The organism is Qipengyuania nanhaisediminis, from assembly GCF_900115585.1.
Taxonomy (GTDB): domain Bacteria; phylum Pseudomonadota; class Alphaproteobacteria; order Sphingomonadales; family Sphingomonadaceae; genus Qipengyuania; species Qipengyuania nanhaisediminis.
Genome location: NZ_FOWZ01000001.1, coordinates 85,559 through 107,076 on the forward strand (window position 1 = coordinate 85,559; position 21,518 = coordinate 107,076).

20 protein-coding genes are annotated in these 21,518 nt (G+C 62.4%); 9 read left to right on the forward strand and 11 right to left on the reverse strand.

All coding sequences use genetic code 11. From position 1 onward, the window contains the following. Nucleotides 1-188: 188 nt before the first annotated feature. Both BM173_RS00475 and BM173_RS00480 read right to left on the reverse strand, forming a co-directional pair. Nucleotides 189-1,130, reverse strand: coding sequence for an isopenicillin N synthase family dioxygenase (locus BM173_RS00475; RefSeq protein WP_090476321.1), 942 nt, complete (start codon nt 1,128-1,130; stop codon nt 189-191). Between the two features lie 14 nt (nt 1,131-1,144). Beyond that, nucleotides 1,145-2,473 carry a NupC/NupG family nucleoside CNT transporter gene (locus tag BM173_RS00480; RefSeq protein ID WP_090476322.1) on the reverse strand — a complete coding sequence of 443 codons (1,329 nt, stop codon included), beginning with the start codon at nt 2,471-2,473 and terminating at the stop codon, nt 1,145-1,147. Nucleotides 2,474-2,610: 137 nt separating this feature from the next. On the opposite strand from BM173_RS00480, the gene BM173_RS00485 reads away from it, so the two are divergent. Then, nucleotides 2,611-3,300: a queuosine precursor transporter gene (locus tag BM173_RS00485; protein WP_090476324.1), complete on the forward strand. Its 690-nt coding sequence runs from the start codon at nt 2,611-2,613 to the stop codon at nt 3,298-3,300. Here the strand turns inward: BM173_RS00485 and BM173_RS00490 are convergent. The 3 genes from BM173_RS00490 to BM173_RS00500 are packed head-to-tail and all read right to left on the reverse strand — an operon-like array spanning nt 3,297 to nt 6,243. After that, nucleotides 3,297-3,812, reverse strand: coding sequence for a DUF421 domain-containing protein (locus BM173_RS00490; RefSeq protein WP_090476326.1), 516 nt, complete (start codon nt 3,810-3,812; stop codon nt 3,297-3,299). The genes BM173_RS00485 and BM173_RS00490 overlap by 4 nt on opposite strands. Before the next feature lie 32 nt (nt 3,813-3,844). Beyond that, entirely contained in the window at nt 3,845-4,831 is a 987-nt protein-coding gene (locus BM173_RS00495) for a radical SAM protein (protein ID WP_090476328.1), read from the reverse strand. Then, nucleotides 4,828-6,243: a dihydrolipoyl dehydrogenase family protein gene (locus BM173_RS00500; protein ID WP_090476330.1), complete on the reverse strand. Its 1,416-nt coding sequence runs from the start codon at nt 6,241-6,243 to the stop codon at nt 4,828-4,830. Before BM173_RS00500 ends, BM173_RS00495 begins: the two co-directional genes overlap by 4 nt. A gap of 104 nt (nt 6,244-6,347) precedes the next feature. Between BM173_RS00500 and BM173_RS00505 the strand changes: the two genes are divergently transcribed. Beyond that, nucleotides 6,348-7,361, forward strand: coding sequence for an SDR family oxidoreductase (locus BM173_RS00505; protein ID WP_090476332.1), 1,014 nt, complete (start codon nt 6,348-6,350; stop codon nt 7,359-7,361). Here the strand turns inward: BM173_RS00505 and BM173_RS00510 are convergent. Both BM173_RS00510 and BM173_RS00515 read right to left on the reverse strand, forming a co-directional pair. Then, nucleotides 7,358-8,080 (reverse strand): glycosyltransferase, encoded by a 723-nt coding sequence (locus tag BM173_RS00510; protein ID WP_090476334.1) that lies wholly within the window; start codon nt 8,078-8,080, stop codon nt 7,358-7,360. The genes BM173_RS00505 and BM173_RS00510 overlap by 4 nt on opposite strands. Next, complete coding sequence (locus BM173_RS00515) at nt 8,077-8,652, reverse strand: TIGR04282 family arsenosugar biosynthesis glycosyltransferase (protein ID WP_090478257.1); 576 nt, start codon at nt 8,650-8,652, stop codon at nt 8,077-8,079. The genes BM173_RS00510 and BM173_RS00515 overlap by 4 nt, the downstream gene beginning before the upstream one ends. Before the next feature lie 83 nt (nt 8,653-8,735). Between BM173_RS00515 and BM173_RS00520 the strand changes: the two genes are divergently transcribed. From BM173_RS00520 to BM173_RS00550, 7 genes are all read left to right on the forward strand, one after another. Beyond that, complete coding sequence (locus BM173_RS00520; protein ID WP_090476336.1) at nt 8,736-9,764, forward strand: mannose-1-phosphate guanylyltransferase; 1,029 nt, start codon at nt 8,736-8,738, stop codon at nt 9,762-9,764. Further along, the gene (locus BM173_RS00525; protein ID WP_090476338.1) at nt 9,761-10,561 is read left to right on the forward strand and encodes a class I mannose-6-phosphate isomerase; all 801 of its coding nucleotides are present in this window, start codon (nt 9,761-9,763) and stop codon (nt 10,559-10,561) included. Before BM173_RS00520 ends, BM173_RS00525 begins: the two co-directional genes overlap by 4 nt. 120 nt (nt 10,562-10,681) lie before the next feature. Beyond that, nucleotides 10,682-11,188, forward strand: coding sequence for a 2Fe-2S iron-sulfur cluster-binding protein (locus BM173_RS00530; protein WP_090476340.1), 507 nt, complete (start codon nt 10,682-10,684; stop codon nt 11,186-11,188). Beyond that, complete coding sequence (locus BM173_RS00535) at nt 11,185-12,171, forward strand: FAD binding domain-containing protein (RefSeq protein WP_090476341.1); 987 nt, start codon at nt 11,185-11,187, stop codon at nt 12,169-12,171. The genes BM173_RS00530 and BM173_RS00535 overlap by 4 nt, the downstream gene beginning before the upstream one ends. After that, nucleotides 12,168-14,357, forward strand: coding sequence for a xanthine dehydrogenase family protein molybdopterin-binding subunit (locus BM173_RS00540; protein WP_090476343.1), 2,190 nt, complete (start codon nt 12,168-12,170; stop codon nt 14,355-14,357). Before BM173_RS00535 ends, BM173_RS00540 begins: the two co-directional genes overlap by 4 nt. After that, a complete protein-coding gene (locus tag BM173_RS00545) occupies nt 14,357-15,208 on the forward strand; it encodes an XdhC family protein (RefSeq protein ID WP_090476345.1) in 852 nt (283 codons plus the stop codon). The genes BM173_RS00540 and BM173_RS00545 overlap by 1 nt, the downstream gene beginning before the upstream one ends. After that, nucleotides 15,195-15,758, forward strand: a complete 564-nt coding sequence (locus tag BM173_RS00550; protein WP_090476346.1) for a nucleotidyltransferase family protein — start codon at nt 15,195-15,197, stop codon at nt 15,756-15,758. The genes BM173_RS00545 and BM173_RS00550 overlap by 14 nt, the downstream gene beginning before the upstream one ends. A gap of 6 nt (nt 15,759-15,764) precedes the next feature. On the opposite strand, the gene BM173_RS00555 is transcribed toward BM173_RS00550, so the two are convergent. The 4 genes from BM173_RS00555 to BM173_RS00565 form a co-directional block, all read right to left on the reverse strand. Then, nucleotides 15,765-17,087 (reverse strand): spinster family MFS transporter, encoded by a 1,323-nt coding sequence (locus BM173_RS00555; RefSeq protein WP_090476348.1) that lies wholly within the window; start codon nt 17,085-17,087, stop codon nt 15,765-15,767. 63 nt (nt 17,088-17,150) lie between these two features. Continuing rightward, nucleotides 17,151-18,956 (reverse strand): TonB-dependent receptor domain-containing protein, encoded by a 1,806-nt coding sequence (locus BM173_RS14710; protein ID WP_245755708.1) that lies wholly within the window; start codon nt 18,954-18,956, stop codon nt 17,151-17,153. A gap of 288 nt (nt 18,957-19,244) precedes the next feature. Then, nucleotides 19,245-20,120, reverse strand: coding sequence for a TonB-dependent receptor plug domain-containing protein (locus BM173_RS14715; RefSeq protein ID WP_245755709.1), 876 nt, complete (start codon nt 20,118-20,120; stop codon nt 19,245-19,247). A gap of 194 nt (nt 20,121-20,314) precedes the next feature. Next, the gene (locus BM173_RS00565) at nt 20,315-21,493 is read right to left on the reverse strand and encodes a TetR/AcrR family transcriptional regulator (protein WP_090476350.1); all 1,179 of its coding nucleotides are present in this window, start codon (nt 21,491-21,493) and stop codon (nt 20,315-20,317) included. Nucleotides 21,494-21,518: the final 25 nt, after the last annotated feature.

A 21,518-nucleotide genomic window follows, 5' to 3' on the forward strand; every position in this document is an offset into this window, starting at 1 on the left:
CAAAGCGGTGGTTTTATGACAGAGTCAAGACAGCCACCCACACCCCTGATTCACCATGGCAACACTTCGGTTTAAAACGCCGAAAAACAGCCATTTAGCGGCGTTGCAAAATTGCATCACCACCGATTTTTTGTGTTTGTAGCCGCAAGGGCGCAGATTCCGAGACCGGTATTGCTGCAACGCAGCAATCAGGCCAGATTGATCTCGCGCAGGCGCTGCATGAGGAAATCGTGGCTTGATATCGGTTCGGGGTGTGCATCCGGATTCTCCGGATCGATGCAGCTTTCCAGCGTCTCGATCGTATAGTCGGGACGAAAATGCAGGAAGAAAGGCATCGAATAGCGTGCCCGGTACGCAGCTTCGCCGCGCGGGTTTACCACTCGGTGCGTCGTCGAGCGCAGCTTGCCGTTGGTCAGCCGGTCGAGCATGTCGCCGACATTGATGACCAGCGCGCCTTCGGGGACGTCGACGGCCTTCCATTCGTCCTGCTTGGTCAGCAATTCGAGACCGGCCTCTTCCGCCCCGAGGAGGAGCGTGATGGTGTTGATGTCACCATGGGCCGCCGCGCGAATGGCGCCTTCCGCCTCTTTGCCTTCGAGCGGCGGATAGCGCAGCAGGCGCATTACCGAGTTGCCGTCTTCCACGGTCGCCGCAAAGAAATCCTGCGGCAGGCCGAGATGCAATGCGATCGCTTCGAGGACGCGGCCGCCCGCTTCTTCGAATGCGGAGTAGAGTTCACTGAAGGTCTGGCGGAAACCGTCCACTTCGCTGGGCCAGACATTGTCGGCCATGAATTGCGAGAGCGGATGGCCTTCGGGCAGTTCGCGTCCGACGTGCCAGAATTCCTTCAGGTCGTGGACATTCGCGTCCTTGGCCTTTTCCGTGCCGAAGGGCGTGTAGCCGCGCGCACCGCCGCCGCCCGGGATGTGATAGGCCTTCTTCACGTCGTCGGGCAGGGCAAAGAACTGCTTCGACAGTTCTTCGGCCCGGTCGATCAGGTCCTGAGGAATGCCATGATCGCGGACGACGGCGAAGCCGTATTCCTGGAAGCTGCGGCCAAGTTCGTCGGCAATGGATGCGAGCGGCTGTGCCAGGGACACAACCGCAATGTCGGTGTTCGAGTCGGTCATAATGAATGCGGCCCTTAATACGGCAGGAAGAGTCCCGCCAGTGCTGCGCTCATCAGATTGGCAAGGCTACCAGCGGCAAGCGCGCGGATACCGAGCTTTGCAATGACGGGTCTTTGATTTGGCGCAAGGCCGCCCGTCACCGCCATCTGGATCGCGATGGAGCTGAAATTGGCGAAACCGCACAGCGCGAAAGTCACGATGGCGCGGCTGCGGTCGGTCAGGGTTGCGGCATCCATTGCGCCAAGCTCGATGAAGGCGACGAATTCGTTGAGCACGATCTTGGTACCGAACAGTCCGCCTGCAGCACCGGCCTGCTCCCATGGAATACCGATGAGGTACATGACCGGCGCAAAAACGAAGCCGAGCAATTGCTGGAAGCTGATGTCGGGATAACCGAACCAGCCGCCGATACCGCCGAGGATGCCATTGGCCAGCGCAACCAGCGCCACGAAGACCATGACCATCGCACCGACGGCCACCGCCAGCTTCACACCGGTCTGGGTGCCCTGCGCGGCAGCTTCGATGACGTTGGCCGGCTTGTGACCTTCCTCGAAGGTCTCTGCCACCTCGACCTCGTGCGGGCGGCCGCTTTCGGTGAGCGCGGCAGGGCCTTCGGCGCTGATGCGTGCATCGGGCAGTTTCACTTCGGCCAGTTCAGCCGCGTCTTTTGCAAGATCGCTTTCGTCGTCGGGCATGATGATCTTGGCCATCAGGATGCCGCCCGGCGCGGACATGAAGGCAGCCGCGAGAAGGAACGGTACGGCCTCGGCACCGATGAAGCTGGCATAGGCCGCCAGGATCGTGCCTGCGACACCGGCCATGCCGACGCTCATCAGCGTGAACAGGCGGCTGGGCGTCAGCGACGCGAGATAGGGACGCACGACCAGCGGGCTTTCGGACTGGCCGACGAAGATGTTGGCCGCGCTGCCGAGTGCTTCGACCTTGCTGATGCCGGTGATCCAGCCGATCGCGCCGCCGACCCAGCGGACCAGGCGCTGCATGATGCCCCAGTGATAGAGGATCGAGACGAGCGCTGCGAAGAAGATGATGACCGGCAGAGCGGCAATCACGAAGGTATTGGTGAAAGGGTTCGCATCCATCGGACCGAAGATCGCGGTGATACCGGCCTTCGAATAATCGAGCAGGGCAATGACGCCGTTGGACATCGCCTGGATCGCTTCGACACCCCAGGGCGTGCGCAGGACCAGTAGCGCCATCAGCGCCTGGAGCGCGAAGGCGGCCCCGACGACGCGCAGCTTGATGCGCCGCTTGCCGGTCGAAAGCAGGAAGGCGATGAAAAGTATCGCGAGGATACCGATAGCATTGATAAGGAAAGGCGGCATTGCGGACCCCTTCGCGATGCGACTAGTTGCGGATGAAATTAGCCGCTACCTTGCGCGGCGGCTCCGCTTAGTCAATTTTCGCGCGCTCCGCCAGCTTCGGCTGTCACCAGTTTGTAAAGATCGGCCCCAATCCAGACATGACCGACCACCCGGCTAATGAAACCCGCCTTGCCGCAGCAGCCATGCCGCTGGGCCTGTTCGTATTCCTCGTGCTGTATGGCGGCCTGACCGTTATCGCGGGCGTCCTCGCCTTCAAGCAGGTGCAGCTGTGGCCGACGCAGCTGGCGGTCGAATCGGGTATCTTCGCATTCCTTGGTCTGGTCGTGATTTCGAGCACGATCGCCCAACTTTACGGAGAGAAACTGGCGCGCAGGCTGGTGTGGTGGGGATTCCTGCCGCTGGCTGTGTCGGCGGCGCTGATCTTCCTGGTACTGTCGCTTCCGGCATCGCCTGAAATGCTCGAATATCGCAGCACCGATCTCGACGCGTTCAACACTGTGCTAGCGCAAACGCCGCGCATCATGGCTGCGGGCCCTGCAGCCTATATCGTCTCGCTATTGCTGAACGTGTGGATCTTCTCGCGCCTGCGTGGAAGCGGGGAAGCGAACACGCTTGGTCTCATGGCGCGCGGCGCCATCGCTTCGGCGCTGAGCCAGGCCATCGATTCGGTGATCTTCGTGACCCTAGCCTTCTACGGCCAGTTCGACATCACTCCGCTCCTGATCGGACAGGTGCTCGCCAAGGTCGCGCTCAGCATTGTCCTCGTGCCGTTCCTGATCACAGGCGGCGTGGCGCTGGCGAAATACCTCGACAAGAAGACGCTCTAGGCTTCCTCTACATCCTGGGTGAGGCGCTCATCGAGCGCTTCGCCGTGAAGGACCGACACGTCGCCGGTCGCCTCCAGCACGACTGCGCGAACCTCGTCGAAATGCATGACATTGGCCTCGCGCAATTTCGCGATCAGGTCGCTATGCGCCACGCGCGTCTTGGCGAGAGCTTTCTCGTCGATCACTCCATCCCGCATCAGGTAGACGGGGCAATTCTGGATCGCAGCCTCGATGCTTTCAGACTGCCGTCGCAGGAGAGCCGCAGCGACCTGCACGATGAACAGCATCGCCACCCCGACGAGGATCTGCACATAGGCGCCCCACTCGGTGACCTGGCTCGCGCTGGCCAGCAGCGAACCAAGCGCAACCGTCATCACGAAGTCGAAATTGGTCATCTTGGACAGCGACCGCAATCCGACAATGCGGATCAGCAGGACGATCCAGACCAGGGCAAGTGCAGTGAGGATGGAACCGCGCGCGGCGATATCGAGCCATTTGTCATCGAAGAACATGGTCCCTCAACGGCCCTGCGACAATTTGGCTCCTAGGCAGAGCAACTCGCTCCGCCGAGCACGCAAAAGCGCGCGCAATGGGGATGGTTGAGCGCCACGTCGCAGGACGCTTCTGCCAGCGTCCCGCCGAGCAGGAACTCCGGATGGTGCGGGATCAGCGTACAGGCCGCCACCTGCGGCGCGTCTTCGCCTTTCCGGTGCACGACCATGCGGCTGGTGGCGCACATGATGTCTGACGGCGATTTCCCGAGAATGTCCCAGCACGCCGTCGTGATCTCAGCGATGTCCTTGCCTGCATCCATCTCGGGAAAGAGGACCAGCCGTGCCGGATCATATGCGTCGATGCCTATCCCTTCGGCCTCGAACAATCGGGCGTAGGCAGTGCGCGCGTCCTGTTCGCCTTCAAGAGGCAGCAAGCGCCCCGCGACAGCGATCGAGAATCCGTGTGCCGATAGCCATTCCAGCCCGGCCATCGCCGGCGCCCAGCTGTTTGCCCCGCGCTCTCCCTCGTGAACGGTCCGCGAGTGGTGGTCGAGACTGACGCGCAAGGTCAGCTTTTCGCCATAAGCCTGTCGCAGCTTCAGCAACAGCGCCTCATGACGCCGCATCGGCCGCATCGCATTGGTGAGGATCAGCACCTCGAAACCGCGGGCGAGGCTGTCTTCCAGCATGGTCGGGAAGTCGGGGTTCATGAAGGGCTCGCCGCCGGTGAACCCGATCTCGCGCGTGCCCATCGCCTCCGCTTCGTCGAGGAAGCGGGCAGCGTCGCTCGCGGCGAGGTAGATCAGCGCATCATTGGTCGGGCTGCTCTCGATATAGCAGGTTGCGCAGGCGAGATTGCACAGCGTCCCGGTGTTGAGCCACAGCGTGTCCAGCTTCGTGAGCGGGACGCTGGCGCGCGGCTCGCCCTTTGCCGTCCATTGCGGATCGGAAAACTTTTCCGCCGGCAAGAGGTCGCCCGCCACCGCAAATGGCGACGGCCCGGCCGGCGCATTGCGCATCCTTGCCTGCTTGCTCATCCCAGTCGGCGCCGCATGGAGGCGAGGAAACCGGCCCATTTCTTCGGGACCGGGCCGAACACGGTCGGCTCCCACGCCTGGAACGCGGTGGCCTTTGTAATCTCGCTCCGGGTGGGATAGGCAATGATCGCGGAACCGAGCGCAAAGGTACTGCTCTTGCCGGTGATCGTCTGGCTGAACGGCAGCAGCAATTCGCCCACATTCTTGCCCACAAGGCTGGCGCCGACCACCTTCTTGCCCTTGAACATGACCTTCACCTGGCCCGTGTCATTGCCTTCGGTGAGGGCGCGTTCGTTGTCGTGGAAGCTCTCGGTTACAACGCGGATCGCATCGCCATGCTTTGCGCGCGCTTCGCTTTCGGTGAGACCGATCTGGGCCACTTCGGGTTCGGTATAGGTGCACCAGGGAAGCGCAGTGTAATCGACCTTTGTTGGCACGCCGAGTGTGATTTCGAGCGCCACGTTGGAGCCTTCATAGCCCGACACGTGCGTCAGCCGGGGACCGTCGCGGCAATCGCCAATCGCATAGATGCCTTTCACGGAAGTGCGGCGGCGATCGTCGGTGACGATCCCGCCCTTGCCCATCTCGACACCGATATCTTCCAGGCCAAAGCCCGTGCAGTTCGCGGTGCGTCCGGTGGCGATCAGGAGGTGCGAACCGGCGATCGTTTCGTCACCGACCGTCAGTTCCACCGCACCGGCAGAACCGGTGACGGCCGAAGCAAGCCCTTTGACGAAGCGCACGCCCTCGCCTTCCATGGTTTCTCGCACGATAGCGACGCTGTCGCGGTCGTCACGGCCCATCAGTTCGCCCGGCTCGACTACGGTTACCGCGCTGCCAAGGCGCCGGAAAGCCTGCGCCATCTCCATCCCGATGACGCCGCCACCAACGATAACGAGATGCTCGGGCAATTCCTCGATCTCGAAGATATTCTCATTGGTGAGGTAGGGGACGCTGTCGACGCCATCGATGGGCGGCACGGCAGGCTTGGAGCCGGTAGCGATGACGATCCGCGGTGCACTCAGCGTGCGCCCGGCGACCTCGACGGTTTGCGCCCCCGTGACGCGCGCCCAGTCGCGGATGACTTCGCAGCCCATTTCCTCGAAGCGTTCTTCGCTGTCATGCGGCTCGATCGCGGCGATGGCATCGCGGATATGCTGCTGTACCCCGCGCCAATCGACCTTGGGCGCGGCGAGCGTAACGCCGTAGCGTTCGCTTTCGCGCGCCTCGGCAGCGCGCTTTGCGGCAGTGATCAGGGCCTTGGACGGCACGCAGCCGTCGTTGAGACATTCGCCGCCCATCTTGCGGCCTTCGATCAACGCCACCTCGAGACCGAACAGCGCACATCCTCCGGCTGCCGTCAAACCGGCAGCGCCGCCTCCGATTACGATAACGTCGTGTGTAAATTTCATTGCTTGTCCCGTAACCGAATTTGATCAAGATGCGAACTTTCTCGCAATAACCCTCCCATTCGGCGGAAAATTCCCATCGGTTACATCTTGCGAAAGCGCGGCACATGAGAGTGCTGGTCACAGGCGCGGCCGGCCTTCTCGGCGGCGAGATCTGCGCGCGATTGGCGCGTGAGGGCCACGAGGTCATAGGGCTGGTACATCGCAATCGCGACATTCGCGCAAACGATGGCTCGCCGGTCGAAATTGCGACGATTGCTGGCGACGTCTCCCGGCCCCGCTTCGGATGGGAAGAGAGCGAGTTTGCTCGATTGGCCGCCAGCCATGACCTCTTGGTGCATTGCGCGGCAACGGTGCGCTTCGACCTCGACGAGGCGCACTATGCCGCCGTCAATGTGGATGGAACGAAGCACGCGCTGGCGCTTGCCCGGCAGGGCTCAATGGACTTCCTCCACGTCTCGACCGCCTATGTTTGCGGCAGGCGTGACGGCGCAATTCTGGAAAGCGACCCCTTGCCGGAGGCCGGTTTCGCCAACGGATACGAAGCGAGCAAAGCTGCCGGAGAGCGGCTCGTGCGCGCTTCCGACCTGCGCTGGGCGATCGCCCGTCCGTCGATCGTGGTCGGCGCGCACGAGAGCGGCGCGATCCGCCATTTCGACACCACCTACGCCGCATTCAAGCTGATCGCGGAAGGGCGGGTGAAGCACATGCCCGCGAGCGCTGGCGCAACGCTCGACTTCGTGCCGATCGATCATGTCGCTGCTGGCATAGTGGCTCTGGCGCATGCGATGGAGCAGGCCGCAGGCAGGACCTTCCATCTCGTTTCCGCCCAGCCCCTGCCGGTCACGGATTTCACCGGCGCGATTGGCGATTTCGTGCAATTTCACGAGCCCCAACTGGTCGAGCCCAGCGCATTCGACCCGGCCAGTCTGCCTGCTTTGGAGAGGCGCTTGTTCAAGCGGGTAGCCGGCCTCTACGCCAGCTACTTCAAGCGCGACCCCCATTTCGACGATGCGAATGTGCGCGAGATCCTCGGCATGCAATGCCCGCAGACCGGCCGCGCCTATATCCGCCGCCTCATCGAGCACTGTATCGAAGTAGGCTTCCTGACCTCGGACTAACGCACGTCGGGATAGTGTTTCGCCATGCGCGAACGCAGGCCGAATGCCCACAGCATCCCGACCTTGAAGTAGATCCAGTTCGCCTTGAGCGCGCCCCACTCGGCTATGCGCCGGTCCGAGGTATAGAGTTTTCGCGGCACCATGCGCACCTTGCCGAGGCGCGCGAACTTCACGCAGAGATCGGCCTCTTCCATCACCGCATCGCCGGGCGTGCAGCCCCCGATGGTCAAAAAGTCGGCTCGCCGGAAAAACATCGCGTGATCGCCGAACAGCAAGCGTACGCCCTGGAAGAAACGATGCGGCCGCGTGAGCAGGGGCGCGTACCAGGTCTTGGCCCAATTATGCACCGTCGTGCCCCAGCGGGTTTTCTCCGGTCCGCGAATGACCGGTGTGAAACTGGCAAGGGCAATGCGGCGAGCTGCCAAGGTGTTCTCGATAACCTCGACCATATCGCGCGGCGGCAAGGTATCGGCGTGGACGACACATACGTTCTCGGATTTCGCCGCTTCGACGCCGGCGTTGATCTGCCTGGCGCGCCCCCGTCCAGCGGAAAGGATACGCCATCCCGCGTCTTTCGCGATCTGCACCGTCTCGTCGGCGCTACCGCCATCGACGAGCAGGATTTCGGCCGGACGCGGCTCGAGTTCGGCGAAACGGGCGACCAGCGCCGGGAGGGCCTTGGCCTCGTCAAGCACCGGCACGAGAAGCGTGGTACTCATTCGTATTCCGGCCACGCCGCCAGGTCTTCGGCGGTATCGATATCGGCCAGTTCGGGAAGGATCGCCGGTCCGATACCGCGCGCCGCCAGCCGTACGAGTGTTTCGGGCAGGACCTTGGGGGTGGACCATTCCACATTGTCGAAGAGGAACGGCATCCGTTCGCGAAAACCGATGAGGTAATAGCCACCATCGTTCGCCGGCCCCAGGACCACGCTGCGATCCTCGAGCGCTCCGGCCGCCGCCTGCAACAAGGGCACGCTGATGCCGGGGCAATCGCTGCCGATCAGCAGCGCAGGCCCTTCGACAGCGGCCATTTTATCGCCCAGGTCGCCTTCCCCCTGGTCGACCACTGCGGTGTCGGCTCCGAAAAGATCGTGGAAGGCCGCGATCTCGCCGCCGGTGACCCGTAGTTCGAAATCGAGGCCGCTGTCCTTTGCAACCTGCACCGTGTGAGCAAGCAAGCGCGCATAGACCCGCGCAGCCCCTTCAGTCCCCAATCCGGGAATGAGGCGCGTCTTCACCTCTCCAGGCATAGGCAGGCGAGCGAAGATGGAAAGCTTGGGAGAAAACATCTTCATTGCCGTAACGAATGCGTGCAATCGAAGGCAAGTAAACGATGACTTGCCGATGATGCGCTGCTAGTCGCCGCGCAATCATGTCGATGATCAATCCCATCATTCTCAGCGGCGGGAGCGGCACGCGCTTGTGGCCGCGCAGCCGCCGCAGCCACCCGAAGCCCTTCCTCCCTCTGCTCGGCGAGCGCACGCTGTTCCAGCAGGCACTGGATCGTGTCTCGGATACTGCATTTTTCGCGCAGCCCACGATCGTAGCGGGCGAAGCGCATACGCGTTTCATCACCGAGCAGGCGGGACAGCACGGGCTTATCGTCGAACCGGCGGCGAAGAATACCGCTCCGGCCATCGCCCTCGCCGCCAGCCTCCTGCCGCGCGAGGCCATCATGCTCGTATGCCCCAGCGACCATCACATCGCCAATGAAGCGGCCTTCCTTGCCGGTGCCAAGAAAGCCGCATCGCTGGCTGCTGATGGCAACCTCGTCAGCTTCGGCATCGCGCCCGATCGACCTGCAACGGGTTACGGCTACATCAAGCTCGGTGACGCATTGGGCGACGGTCACCGGATCGAACGGTTCGTGGAAAAACCCGACCTTGATCGCGCACGCGAATTCCTCGCATCGGGCGACTACGTCTGGAACGGCGGCATCTTCGCGTTTCAGGCAGGCGCATTCCTGGGCGAGCTGGCAAAGCACCGGCCTGAGATGGCTGAGGCGGTCGCAGCCTCTGTGGAAGGTGGCAGCTGGACGGACGAGCGCTTCGATCCCGACGCAGGCCAATTCGGGGCCATCGCTGGCGAAAGCGTCGACTACGCCGTGATGGAGAACACGGCACAGGCTGCGGTCGTTGCAGCCGACATGGGCTGGTCCGACATCGGCGACTGGAATGCGCTGTTCGAGGCGCGCGCAGCCCAAGGTGGCGGCGAGAATGTCCTCTCCGGTCCTGCCGAGGTCAAATCGGCAAAGTCCGTGATGATCGATACCGACGGACCGCGCATTTCGCTGCTCGGTTTCGACAATGCCATCGTGGTCGTCGACGGTGACGAGATACTCGTCCTCAATCGCGATCACGCGCAGGAGGTCGGCAAGCTGGATGGGGCTGCGAACCAATGAGTTCGGGCCAATTGCCGATCAAGACCGTCGAGAAAGTGTGGGGCATGGACAGCCTCCCCGCGCCTTTTGCCTTGAACGACCAATCCAAGCGCATTGGCGAAATCTGGTTCGAGCCCGCCACATCGATGGACGGTCTCCTCGTGAAATACCTTTTCACCAGCGAGAAGCTGTCGGTTCAGGTTCATCCGCCCGCCGAAGCCAGCCCGACCGGACGGGGCAAGGAGGAATGCTGGCTCATCCTCGATGCCGAGCCCGGAGCGAAACTGGCCATGGGCTTCGTGCGCGAAGTGTCCGAAGACGAGATGCGTGCTGCGGCGCTCGATGGCACGATCGAAGACCTGCTTCACTGGCGTGAGGTGAGCAGCGGCGATTTCTTTTACATCCCGGCAGGCACGGTGCACGCAATCGGTGCGGGACTGACCTTGCTGGAGGTGCAGGAGAACACCGACATTACCTATCGTCTCTATGATTACGGGCGCCCGCGCGAACTGCATCTCTCCGAAGGCCTGAAAGTCGCCAAGGGGCTCCCATACCGTGAGGATCTGGCACGAACGGTCCCCGCGGATCGCGAGCTGATGCTCGTCGATGGTCCCCGATTCACCCTCGCGCAGGTCATCGGGCAGCCTTCACAGGAGATTGCGTCCCGCTTTACCGGCACCGTTCAGGTCATGCCCCTGTCCGGGTCGGTCACAATCGGCGACAGCTGGATCGAACCTGGCCAGAGCGCGCTTGCCGACACGCTTGCCGATGTCGCGTTCGATGACAGCGCAAGGGTCATGATCGCAAGCGCTGCCTGAACCGGAGCGGCGCTGGCGCCTAGCGGCGTCTGTCCTCCTTCGGGCCGCTCCTGCAAACTTTTTTCGCGGTCATCGGACACCCTCGGCTTCCCGATAGTTGGGAAGGCAAAGGAGGCAATTGTGACCGATACTATTTCCGTCAACGGCCAGCAGCACACCCTGCCGTCAGATCCGCGAACCTCGCTGCTCGATTTCCTCCGCCACGATCTCGGCCTTACCGGCACCAAGAAGGGATGCGACCATGGCCAGTGCGGCGCCTGCACGGTCATCGTCAACGGCATCCGGATCAACAGCTGCCTGACGCTGGCAGCCATGCATGACGGTGACGAGGTCACGACGATCGAAGGCCTGGGCACGCCCGACAATCCATCGGCGCTCCAGAAAGCTTTCCTCGAACATGACGGGTTCCAGTGCGGTTATTGCACGCCCGGGCAGATCTGTTCGGCAACGGCCATGCTTCAGGAAATCGCTAACAACTGGCCGAGCGATGCGAGTGAAAGCCTCGAAGGCGAAATGGCAGCTACCGGCGAGGAAATCCGCGAACGGATGAGCGGCAATCTGTGCCGCTGCGGCGCCTATGCCAACATCGTGGCGGCCATAAGCGAAGTGGCGGAGGAGAGCGCATGAGACCGTTTTCCTACAGCCGGGCGAGGACGCTGGGCGACGCCGCGCAGCTGACGCATGACGACACCGCCCTTGCCATAGCAGGCGGGACCAACCTGCTCGACCTCATGAAACTGCAGGTCGAAACGCCAGAAACGCTCGCCGACATCAGTCGCATCGGCTTTGGCGGGATCGAGGACACTGACGACGGCGGCCTCTCGATTGGCGCCCTGGCGTCCAATACGGAAACCGCCGTTCACCCGCGGGTCCGCTCCGACTACCCGGTTCTGGCACGCGCGATCCTGGCCGGGGCAACCCAGCAATTGCGCAACAAGGCCACCACCGGCGGCAATTTGTGCCAGCGCACGCGCTGCTTCTACTTCACGAACATCGACCAGCCCTGCAACAAGCGCGAACCGGGAAGCGGCTGCGGCGCGATCGACGGTATTGCAAAGTTGCACGCGGTGCTCGGGACGAGCGATCAATGCATCGCAACCTATCCCGGGGACATGGCGGTCGCCCTCAGCGCGCTCGATGCGCAGGTCGAGATTGCCAAGTCGGGCGGCGATACACGCACGGTGCCGGTTCGCGATTTCCATTGCCTTCCCGGTGACACGCCGTGGCGCGAAAACGTGCTGGAAGAGGGAGAGCTCATCACGGCAGTGACCCTGCCCGCACCTGTCGGCGGCACCCAGATCTATCGCAAGGTGCGCGAACGGTCCTCTTATGCCTTTGCGCTCGTGTCGGTAGCTGCCGTAGTCGAGATCGAGGATGGCAAGTTCACCCGCGCCGATCTCGCTTTCGGCGGGCTGGCGCATAAGCCATGGCAAGATCCCCGCATCGGCGAGGCCCTGATGGGCAAGGTCCCTTCCGACGACTTGTTCGACAAGGCCGCCGATATCCTTCTCGAAGATGCGCGCGGGTTCGGCGAGAACGACTTCAAGATACCGCTGGCGCGGCGAACGCTGCACGCCGTCCTGCAGAATGCGACGGAGGCCGCGGCATGACCGTACATTTCAAGCAAGACACACCGGACGACAGCAACCGCCTCGACGGAATGAAGCAAGGCGTACTCGGCAAGTCTATCCGCCGCGTCGAAGGCATGGCCAAGGTGACCGGCACCGCCCCCTATTCCGCCGAATACCCGATAGCCGACTGCGCCGAAGGCGTCCTCGTCACCTCCACGATAACGCGTGGCAAGGTCGTTTCGATCGACAAGGACGCGGTACTTTCGATGCCGGGTGTGCTTGCCGTGATCGACGATCCCGCGATGACCACCCGCGCCGCGCAGGGCACGGCCGACGAGGCGCCGCAGCAGGAACCGGGCACAGTCTGTTACTGGGGCCAGCCCATAGCCCTGGTCGTGGCGGAAACCTTCGAACAGGCTCGCGATGCGGCGAAACATCTGCCTATCAACTATCGCGAAGATCCCAGCGCCCCGCTCGATCCCCAAGCTGTCGAAGCGGAAGAGCAGGAGGATGAAACCGTTAGGCAGGGCGACCTCGACCACGCCATGGCGACTGCCGCCCATTCGGTGGACGTTACCTACACGACCAAGGGGCATGCCTCGGCGGCGATGGAACCGCACGCTTCCATCGCGCAATGGGACGGCGACAAACTGACCGTCTACGCTTCGCTACAGATGCTGAATTACAATATCAGCGAGCTGGCTGATGCGCTCGGGATGGAAGAAGAAAACGTCCGTCTCGTCTCCCGCTTCGTCGGCGGCGGTTTCGGGTCGAAACTTGGCGTCAGCGAAGACGTGGTCGCAGCTGCCATTGCGTCCAAGGAGGTCGGGCGGCCGGTCCGGGTCGTCATGTCCCGGCAACAGGTGTTCCAGTGCGTGATGCGCCGTTCGGAAACGACACAGCATCTTCGGCTTGCGGCCGATGAGAACGGCAAGCTGATCGGCTTCGGCCATCACGCACTCGTCTCCAACTTGCCCGGAGAAACTTTTGCAGAGCCGGTCCTGCAATCCTCGCACTTCCTTTACGGCGGCGAGAACCGTGACCTGATGCTCGAAGTCGCGCGGATTCACCGCATGACCGCGGGATCGGTCCGAGCCCCGGGCGAGGCGGTCGGCATGCCCGCGCTCGAAGGGGCCATGGATGTACTGGCCGAGAAAGCGGGTATCGATCCGGTCGAACTGCGCCTGAAGAACATTCCCGAAGAGGACCCGGAAGAGGGCCTGCCCTTCTCGTCGCACAAGCTGGCCGAATGCCTCAGGCAGGGGGCCGACGCGTTCGGTTGGGACAGCGGCCCCCGCAGTCCGCGCCACACGTGCGAGGGCGAGTGGTGGGTAGGCACCGGCATGGCGAGCGCCGCGCGCGTCCACAATATCGCCGAGGCCAAGTCACGCGTCACGCTGAAAGCCGACGGCAGTGCCGTCGTCGAAACTGACATGACCGATATCGGTACGGGGACCTACACGATCCTCGCCCAGCTTGCCGGTGAAATGCTGGGCCTCGAACCTGCGCAAGTGCTGGTCGAATTGGGCGATACGAAGAATCCGCGCGGGCCCGGATCTGGCGGCAGCTGGGGTGCGGCTTCCATCGGATCGGCGGTCTACATCGCGTGCAAGGCGGTCCGCGAAGAACTGGGCCAGCGCCTCGGTGTCGGTGAAACCGAACTCGAATTGAAGGACGGGAAAGCCGCCTCGGGAGAAAGCCTGGTCTCGCTACTCGATGGCAACGACTTGTCCCGCGAAGGGCATTACGAGCCGGGCGACATCAAAGACGATTTCACCGCCTCGGGCTTCGGCGCGTTCTTTGCGCAGGTCAGGGTGAACCGTTTCACGGGCGAAACCCGCGTCGACCGGATGCTGGGTGCCTTCGGGTTCGGCCGTGTGCTCAACCACAAGACCGCCCGCTCGCAGTGCCTTGGCGGAATTACCTGGAGCATCGGTGTGGCCCTGACCGAAGCGCTGGAATTTGATCCGCGCGACGGGCACCTTGTGAACTGCGACCTCGCCGAATATCACGTGCCGGTCCATCGCGACGTACCCGATCTCGAAGTCGTACTCGTGGAAGAGCGCGATCCGGCGGCCAGCCCGATCCAGGCGAAAGGCATTGGCGAACTCGGCATGTGCGGCGGTGCAGCCGCGATTGCGAATGCGATCTACAACGCCTGCGGCGCGCGCATCTTCGATTACCCGATGACGCCCGATCGGGTTCTCGCGGCGATGCCGGACTGATGCTCGACCAGCTGGCCGCGATTGCCCCCTGCAGCGCCGATCATGCGGCGCTGGCCGCAGCGTGCGAAGCGGGCGTTGGCCTTTGCACCATCGTCGGGATCGAGGGGAGTTTTTCCCGCAGGATAGGCGCGCAACTGGCGGTCCTGCCCGACGGTTCGACCATCGGTAGCCTGTCGGACGGATGCCTCGAAGCGCAGCTTGCCGCCGACATCCGCGAAATCTCGAAACCTGCGCTCATCCGCTACGGAGCCGGGTCCAAAACCATCGACTTCCGCCTGCCATGCGGCGGCGGCCTCGACATCCTTCTTGATCCGAACCCCGCGCGCGCTGCTTGCCGCGAGGCCATGACGAAGCTCGATCGCCGTATTCCGGTGAGCATGACTTTGCCTGATAACGAGCTCCTTGCCGAGCGCCGCTACCTGCCTTCCCTACGCATTGCCGCCTTCGGTGAAGGGCCCGAGCTGGAATATCTCTCGGCCTTGGCGATGGCACTCGGGATGGACGTCATGGCATATGACAAGTCGGTTCTCAGTCTCGGGAAAGAGGCAAAGGACTTCAGGCCCGATCGCTGGACGGCCTGCCTTTTCCTGTTCCACGATCACGAATGGGAATTGCCCCTCCTCGAACAGGTGCTTTCGTCAGAGGCCTTCTATATCGGCGCGCAAGGGGGCGAAAACGCCCGCATCGCACGAACTCTCGGTTTGGCGCGAAGAGGTCTAACGGAAGAAGCGATCGCTCGCATTCGCAGCCCACTGGGGCTCATCCCGTCCTGCAAGACGCCGCAGGCTCTCGCTCTTTCCGCGCTCGCCGAAGTCGTGTCAGAGTACGAAAGATTGCATGACACCGCTTGATCCCGGCATCGCGCTGATCCTTCTCGCCGCCGGGCGCAGCGAGAGGTTTGGCGGCGACAAGCTTGTAGCGGACTATAAGGGCAAACCGCTGTGGACGTGGGCTGCAACGGCTGCCGAAAAAGCAGGCTTTCAGCATCTCTATATCGTGATGGCGCCGCGCAATTCGATCGAGCCGGGCACCCGGTGGAATCGGGTGGTAAATGCCGAGGCAGTGCGAGGCATGGGAACCTCGATCGCGGCCGGGGTTGCGGCAGCACAGGCACACGAACGCGTGGTGATTGCCCTTGCGGATATGCCCAGGGTTACAGCGTCGCACCTGCGCACGCTCGCTCAAGCAAGCGGACCGCTCTTCACCCGACAGTCCGACGGCAAGGCTGGGTGCCCCGCTGCCTTCGACAGGGCGTCTTTCGCACAATTACGCGAACTCGACGGCTACCGCGGGGCGCGCATCCTGGCGGGTCCCGACGTCAATATGGTGGAGCCGGCGGCCCCCGATATGCTCGTCGATATCGATCGCAGAAGCGAACTGGATGCCGAAAACGCGCGCTGACGACGATCAGGCGCTTGTGGCCCCGGCTTCCGCCGCGGGCCGATGAGCTAACTGCTTCTCCAGGCATTTGGCGGCGCGCCAGTAGCAGAAGATGGCGACTGGGGTCGCGCAAGCGATGACGAACAGCGCCTGGCGTAGTGATTCCTGACCGTATTCGGGCGCGAAATAGTCCGAGAGGACGCCCACCATGGTCGGTCCCAGGCCTAGCCCGATGAGGTTGATGACGAGAAGCGTGATCGCAGCCCAGACGGCGCGCATGCGCAGCGGCGCGAGCGTCTGGATCAGCGCGAAAGTCGGGCCGAGATAGCAGGACTGAAACAGGACCGCGATGAAGTAGACGCCTACCGCAAGCGGCGCGCTGTCAGCGACGTAGAACCAGATCAGGAACGGCAGGGCGATGGTTTTGAGTGCGGCGACCATCAGCGGCTGTGCCTTCAGCCCGTATTTCTCCGACAGGCGATTGGCGAGCCAGCCGCTGCCAAGGCCGCTCGCAACCCCTGCGATCGCGAGCAAGGGCGCAACGATATTGCCGACCTGAAGGGTATTGAGACCGAATGACCGGATCAAGTAGGCCGGGGTCCAGCCGGTCAGCGCATAGCCGATCATCGAGGTTATCGTGACGCCTGCGACCAGCCAGACGGCTGCTGGATTGCCGAAGATTGACCGGAAGCCCGCTCTGATTGAGGGGGTTTGCGTCTCCTCGACAGCACCCGGCTCGGCGCGGCGCATCGGCTCGGTCGCGAAGAGCTTGACGATGACGGCAAGGATAACGCCGGGCAAGCCGATGGCGATGAAGGCGACACGCCAGTCGAAGAAGTACGTCAGGTTGCCGCCGAATATCTGGCCGGCAGCAGCCCCCAAGGTCACGCCCAAGGAATAGATCGACAGAGCGAGTGCGCGCTTTTCCGCCGGATAGAGGTCTGCGATAATCGAATGGCTGGGCGGGGAAGAGCCCGCCTCGCCGATCCCCACCCCGATGCGCGCAAGCAGCAGGTGCACAAAGTTCTGCGCCAGGCCGCAGGCGGCGGTCATACCGCTCCACAAGGCCAGCGCGATGGAGATGATGTTGACCCGGTTCATCCGGTCCGCAAGCGCTGCGACCGGGATGCCGAGGGTAGCATAGAACAAGGCAAAAGCCAGGCCGGACAGCAGGCCCAGCTGGGTATCGTTCAGCAGCAAGTCCGCCTTGATATCCTCCAGCAGGATGGCGAGGATCTGCCGGTCCATATAGCTGAAGAAATAGGTGACGGTCAGGAGGATAAGCGTGACCCGCCGCGCACGCGGGCTCACGGTGTCCACGCCTTGGGCGGGAGCTTGTGCTGTAGTCATCAAATGTCCTGAAAATAATCAGGGCGGGACGGACCTTGGCCCGCCCCGCCCTTGAAGCACGGCTTAGAAGCGGGTGCGAAGCCCGATCCGGTAATTGCGACCGATCGCGTTACCGATGAACGGGTTGTAACCCAGCGGCAGCTGCGCTTCGGCAGGCTCCGCATCGGTGAAGTTCTCGATCGCGCCCTGCAGCTCGACTTCAGCACCTGCCAGGTCGAGTTGCAGCGTCACGGCGATATCATGCTGCGTGTACGAACCGCTTTCGATACCGAAATCGGTCGGGCCCTGCGATGTCTGGAAGCACGGATCGCGGTTGATGCAGCGGTCGTCGACCACCCCGTCGATATGGGTGACGGAGTAGCGAACGTTGAGCATGTCCCAATTCAGGTTCGCATATCCGTTGGCACGCCATTCCGGCACGGTGTTCGGGTCGCGGAAGTAGTTTCCGAAACCGACCGCATCGTAGGATTCCTGCACCACGATGCCCTGGACTTCGAAATCGTCGAATTCGTAGCCCAGATTGTAGACCGCATTGCCGCCGAAGGAGAACATTGCCTCGCCGAACGGCACATCGACATTCAGAGCGAAGTCGAGACCGGAGATATCGACGTCCGGACCGTTCACGAAGTCGGTGCGAACACGGCTGATGTCGAGACCGGTCGTCGTGCCCTGTACACAGACATTGTTGCTGAATGTGATCAGGCCGGCGAGCGGGCTGGAGCAGTTCACCGGGGCGTTTCCGGTGGTCTGGCCGTTGGCCACAAGGCTTGCGATGGCATCACCGGGAGTGGTGGTGATCCGGTCCTTGAGGTTGATCGCCCAGTAGTCGGCACTGAACGTCATGTTCGCCGCACCCAACGGCACGTTAAAGATGACGCCTGCGTTATAGGTCAGTGCCGTTTCCGGACCCAGGTCGGTCGGGTTGCCGAACACGTCGAGCGACTTGTAGTTGCCGCCCGCCGCAGTGAAGCCCTGCAGCTGGGTGACCGAGTTCGGTGCAACGTTGATCGCCAGAGGCCCACGGAAAGTGGTACCGATCGATCCGCGCAGCGTCAGCCAGTCGGTGGCTTCGAAGCGGATAGAGCCCTTCGGGTTGATCGTCGACCCGATGGGGCTGCCATAGTCCTCGAAGCGGATTGCCCCTGCCAGTTCGAGACGATCCGTAACCGGTGCATTGACCTCCGCGAAGAGCGCATAGACGTCCTGCGAAAGCCGTGCCGGACGGAAGCCGCCGAGGAAGATGAACGGGCCAACACCTTCGGTCGTCGTGCCGACGCAGCTCTGGTCGCCTTCGATGAAGCAGGGATTGATGTCGAGATTGGATTCGTCGTTGATCGGATCGGTGCGATAGTCGTTCTTACGATACTGCGCACCTACCGCGAACGCCAGCGGTCCGCCGCCGAGTTCGACACCGGTGGGTCCCGAAAGGACCGCGTCGAAGACGACCTGGATTTCCTCTTCGACCGTGCCGTTGCGTACCTGCAGCCAGCGGACAAGATCTTCGGAGTTTTCGGCGCCGGGCACATAGAATGGGTTACTGATGCCGAGCGCAGGATTGCTGGGACCGGCGTTCACGAAAGGGTTGAAGTATACGCAACCGTTTGCGCCCGGTGTCTTACCCGTGCAGTTCTCTCCACCGAACCCATTGAGGGCTGCCTGGAGACGCGAACCGATGATCCCGGGCGCGAATGCCTCGCGCTTGGATTCCCAGAAGGTTCCGTCGATTTCGAAGACCAGGTCGTTGCCAAGCTCGAAATCGAAACCGCCGGTGATGCGCCACGCTTCGTTCTTGGCGCCGCCGGTCCCTGCTCCGCGCTCGGGATCGGCATCGAGCGGGTTACCCAGGTAGCCGAACGGGCGGAACAGCACGTTCGTCACCCTCACGATCGGGTTGGTCGGAGAGGATTGTGGGAGACCGACCTGATCGAGAAAGGCCGAAACTCCGGGGTTCGACGGCGAAGTGGTAAACGCCGACTGGAACCCCGAACCGTTGGGCCCCTGGGTAGGAGGAAAGGCTGGCGAGTAATTGAGCGATTCAAGGTCGCTTTTCGCCCACAGAGCATCGGTCTGGAAAGTTACCGTATCGCTCAGTTGTGCCGTGAACTGGGCAAAGACCTGATAGCGGTCTTCGTCCTCGACAATGTTGTCGAACGGGACTTAGGTGAAGCGGCAAAGCGCACCATCCTGGAAGCCGCCGAGGTCGTTACAACCCCGGTCAGGCCGTGTTTGCGTATCGACGTTACCCGTGGCGGTATCGAAATAGGAAACCGCAACCAGGCCGGGTGTCGAAATTGCGGAATAGGCCGACGGATTGGTAGCGTAGCCGACGTTGATGTAATCGCGTGCGGTGGTGGCAAGTTCGGAGCGATGCTGCCAGCCGGCGCCAACAACGAGATTGGCATCGCCGAGCTCGAAGCCGGCGAGCGCGCTCATGCTGTAATTGCCATCCGAGCCATCTACGAAATTGTAGTCGCCCTGGAGCTCGACCCCTGTGAACCTGCTGCGCGTGATGAAGTTGGCCACCCCGGCGATGGCGTCCGAACCATAGGTCGAACCTGCACCGTCCTTCAGGATTTCCACGCGTTCGAGCGCAAAGAGCGGAATAAGCTGCGTATCCACGAAGCCTGCGCCCGGCGTAAGGATGGTACGCTTGCCATTCATGAGGACCAGCGTGCGCGTCGCACCAAGTCCGCGAAGGTTGATCGAACCGACGCCCTGGAAGCCCTGCGCATCGGTGCTGAACTGGTTGGAGTCGCCGAGAACGGCACCGACCGACGGGAGATCCTTGATGAACTCGAGCGGGCTGTCGACGCCCTGCTTGCGGAGATCGTCGGCAGTGAAAACATCGACCGGCAGTGCGGCATCTTCGGGTGTGCCACGGATAAGGGAGCCTGTGACGACGATGGTATTCGTGTCCGGCTCTTCAGCGCCCGCCTGCTCCGCTTCGGCCTGAGCGAAGGCGACGCCAGGACATGCAAGCAGCCCGACGCACAGTGCGGTCCGGCCGATCGTCGCATTCAGTCGATTTCTCATATTCTCTCCCCGGGCAAAATTGACCACGCAAGGGAGAGCGAGGGATCGACAGGCGTCCTCTCGCCTCCCGAACCGATTTCTGTTATTTGCCTCTCCCCGGCATCAGCATACTGCGGGTGGGAAAATCAAAAACAAGCAGAATTTACCGCCAAGAAGCAGGGTGGACAAACAGCGTTGCTAAAACGCCACCGTACCTAAATTGCGAAACCCCCGAATAAGCGCTCCATGACGAGGGCAATGTTCCGCTCGTTCGGCTCGCAGCGATAAAGGCGCGCAAGATCGTAGGACGAGTTGGCGCCGACCGCGAGATATTGGGCGGCGATAAAGGGATCGACATCCGTTGCCTGCCCCAGCCTGTGCGCTGCAACCAGTTCGGCCACAAACCACCTGTCGAGAGGGGCGGCCTTGCCAATGATCGACATTCGAAGATCGCGCGGAAGGCCCGGCAAGGCCGATGACCGGATGATGGGCATCTCCTGGCGCATCTGGATGGAAATGATCGAACCCACGACCGTCGCTATCCTGTCGAGCGGTTCGCGAAAGCGCACGCTGGCCTCGCGCTGCAGGTGGCTTAACCGCTCGTAGCTTTCTTCGAAGCACTGCTGAACCAGCGCGATCTTTTCCGAATTGTGGTGATAGAAACTGCCCTTGGTCAGGCCTAGCCGGGCCGCGATCTCGTCGATCGAAGTACCCCTGTAGCCACGTTCGCACACGAGTTGGGTCGCTGTCCGCAGGAAGCCGTCGACTCTCCCGATGTCCGATCCGGGATTGGATCCCGCGTCTTCTATCCTCTCCCATTCGAACGACGCACCCTCCTGCGCGATGCCGTCACACAGCACCCGCGCCAGATCGCTCGCTGCCTTCGGAAATTCCCATTCGCTGAAGTGATCGATCCACGCAGGGATCCAGAACAGGTTTTCCAACAGTATCTGCGCCGGGAGAAAGGGCATCTCGTCGGGGATTTCGACATCGTGGCTGGCGAATAGCTCGTTAGCCTGGCGCAGCACTTGTTCGAACCGCGCTCCAACACGCGAGCGTCGCTCCTTGCTGAGCGTCCGAACCTCACCGAACTGCGGTTTCCGGCTGGATTGCCCCTCGCTCTCCTGGGCCCAGTGATCGATCTCTATCCGGCACAGGGTTTCGACGGCCTCTTGGAGCGAACGGCTGTCGCGCACCCTGTCGAAACCCTCGCCGACTTCCTCCAGCCGTTCCAGGTATATCGCCTCGGCCAGCGCCTCGCGGTTCTTGAAGTAATACCTCAGGCTCGAAGGCTTGAGGTCGACCGTTGCGGCGATCTGGTTGGGGTCGAGATCGGCGATGCCGCCAACCGCGAGCGCCTCTGCCCCAGCCTGCAAGATCCGCGAACGTTTCATGCGGGTCTTTTAAGAGCGTGCGGCC

Excerpts from the sequence above, each read along its gene's own strand:
- BM173_RS00565 (WP_090476350.1), bottom strand. The coding sequence starts at position 21,493 with ATGAAACGTTCGCGGATCTTGCAGGCTGGGGCAGAGGCGCTCGCGGTT.
- BM173_RS00535 (WP_090476341.1), top strand. The coding sequence starts at position 11,185 with ATGAGACCGTTTTCCTACAGCCGGGCGAGGACGCTGGGCGACGCCGCG.
- BM173_RS00555 (WP_090476348.1), bottom strand. The coding sequence starts at position 17,087 with ATGACTACAGCACAAGCTCCCGCCCAAGGCGTGGACACCGTGAGCCCG.
- BM173_RS00515 (WP_090478257.1), bottom strand. The coding sequence starts at position 8,652 with ATGTTTTCTCCCAAGCTTTCCATCTTCGCTCGCCTGCCTATGCCTGGA.
- BM173_RS00490 (WP_090476326.1), bottom strand. The coding sequence starts at position 3,812 with ATGTTCTTCGATGACAAATGGCTCGATATCGCCGCGCGCGGTTCCATC.
- BM173_RS00525 (WP_090476338.1), top strand. The coding sequence starts at position 9,761 with ATGAGTTCGGGCCAATTGCCGATCAAGACCGTCGAGAAAGTGTGGGGC.
- BM173_RS00540 (WP_090476343.1), top strand. The coding sequence starts at position 12,168 with ATGACCGTACATTTCAAGCAAGACACACCGGACGACAGCAACCGCCTC.
- BM173_RS00480 (WP_090476322.1), bottom strand. The coding sequence starts at position 2,473 with ATGCCGCCTTTCCTTATCAATGCTATCGGTATCCTCGCGATACTTTTC.
- BM173_RS00495 (WP_090476328.1), bottom strand. The coding sequence starts at position 4,831 with ATGAGCAAGCAGGCAAGGATGCGCAATGCGCCGGCCGGGCCGTCGCCA.
- BM173_RS00520 (WP_090476336.1), top strand. The coding sequence starts at position 8,736 with ATGTCGATGATCAATCCCATCATTCTCAGCGGCGGGAGCGGCACGCGC.
- BM173_RS00475 (WP_090476321.1), bottom strand. The coding sequence starts at position 1,130 with ATGACCGACTCGAACACCGACATTGCGGTTGTGTCCCTGGCACAGCCG.
- BM173_RS00510 (WP_090476334.1), bottom strand. The coding sequence starts at position 8,080 with ATGAGTACCACGCTTCTCGTGCCGGTGCTTGACGAGGCCAAGGCCCTC.
- BM173_RS00500 (WP_090476330.1), bottom strand. The coding sequence starts at position 6,243 with ATGAAATTTACACACGACGTTATCGTAATCGGAGGCGGCGCTGCCGGT.
- BM173_RS00485 (WP_090476324.1), top strand. The coding sequence starts at position 2,611 with ATGACCGACCACCCGGCTAATGAAACCCGCCTTGCCGCAGCAGCCATG.
- BM173_RS00545 (WP_090476345.1), top strand. The coding sequence starts at position 14,357 with ATGCTCGACCAGCTGGCCGCGATTGCCCCCTGCAGCGCCGATCATGCG.
- BM173_RS14715 (WP_245755709.1), bottom strand. The coding sequence starts at position 20,120 with ATGAGAAATCGACTGAATGCGACGATCGGCCGGACCGCACTGTGCGTC.
- BM173_RS00550 (WP_090476346.1), top strand. The coding sequence starts at position 15,195 with ATGACACCGCTTGATCCCGGCATCGCGCTGATCCTTCTCGCCGCCGGG.
- BM173_RS00505 (WP_090476332.1), top strand. The coding sequence starts at position 6,348 with ATGAGAGTGCTGGTCACAGGCGCGGCCGGCCTTCTCGGCGGCGAGATC.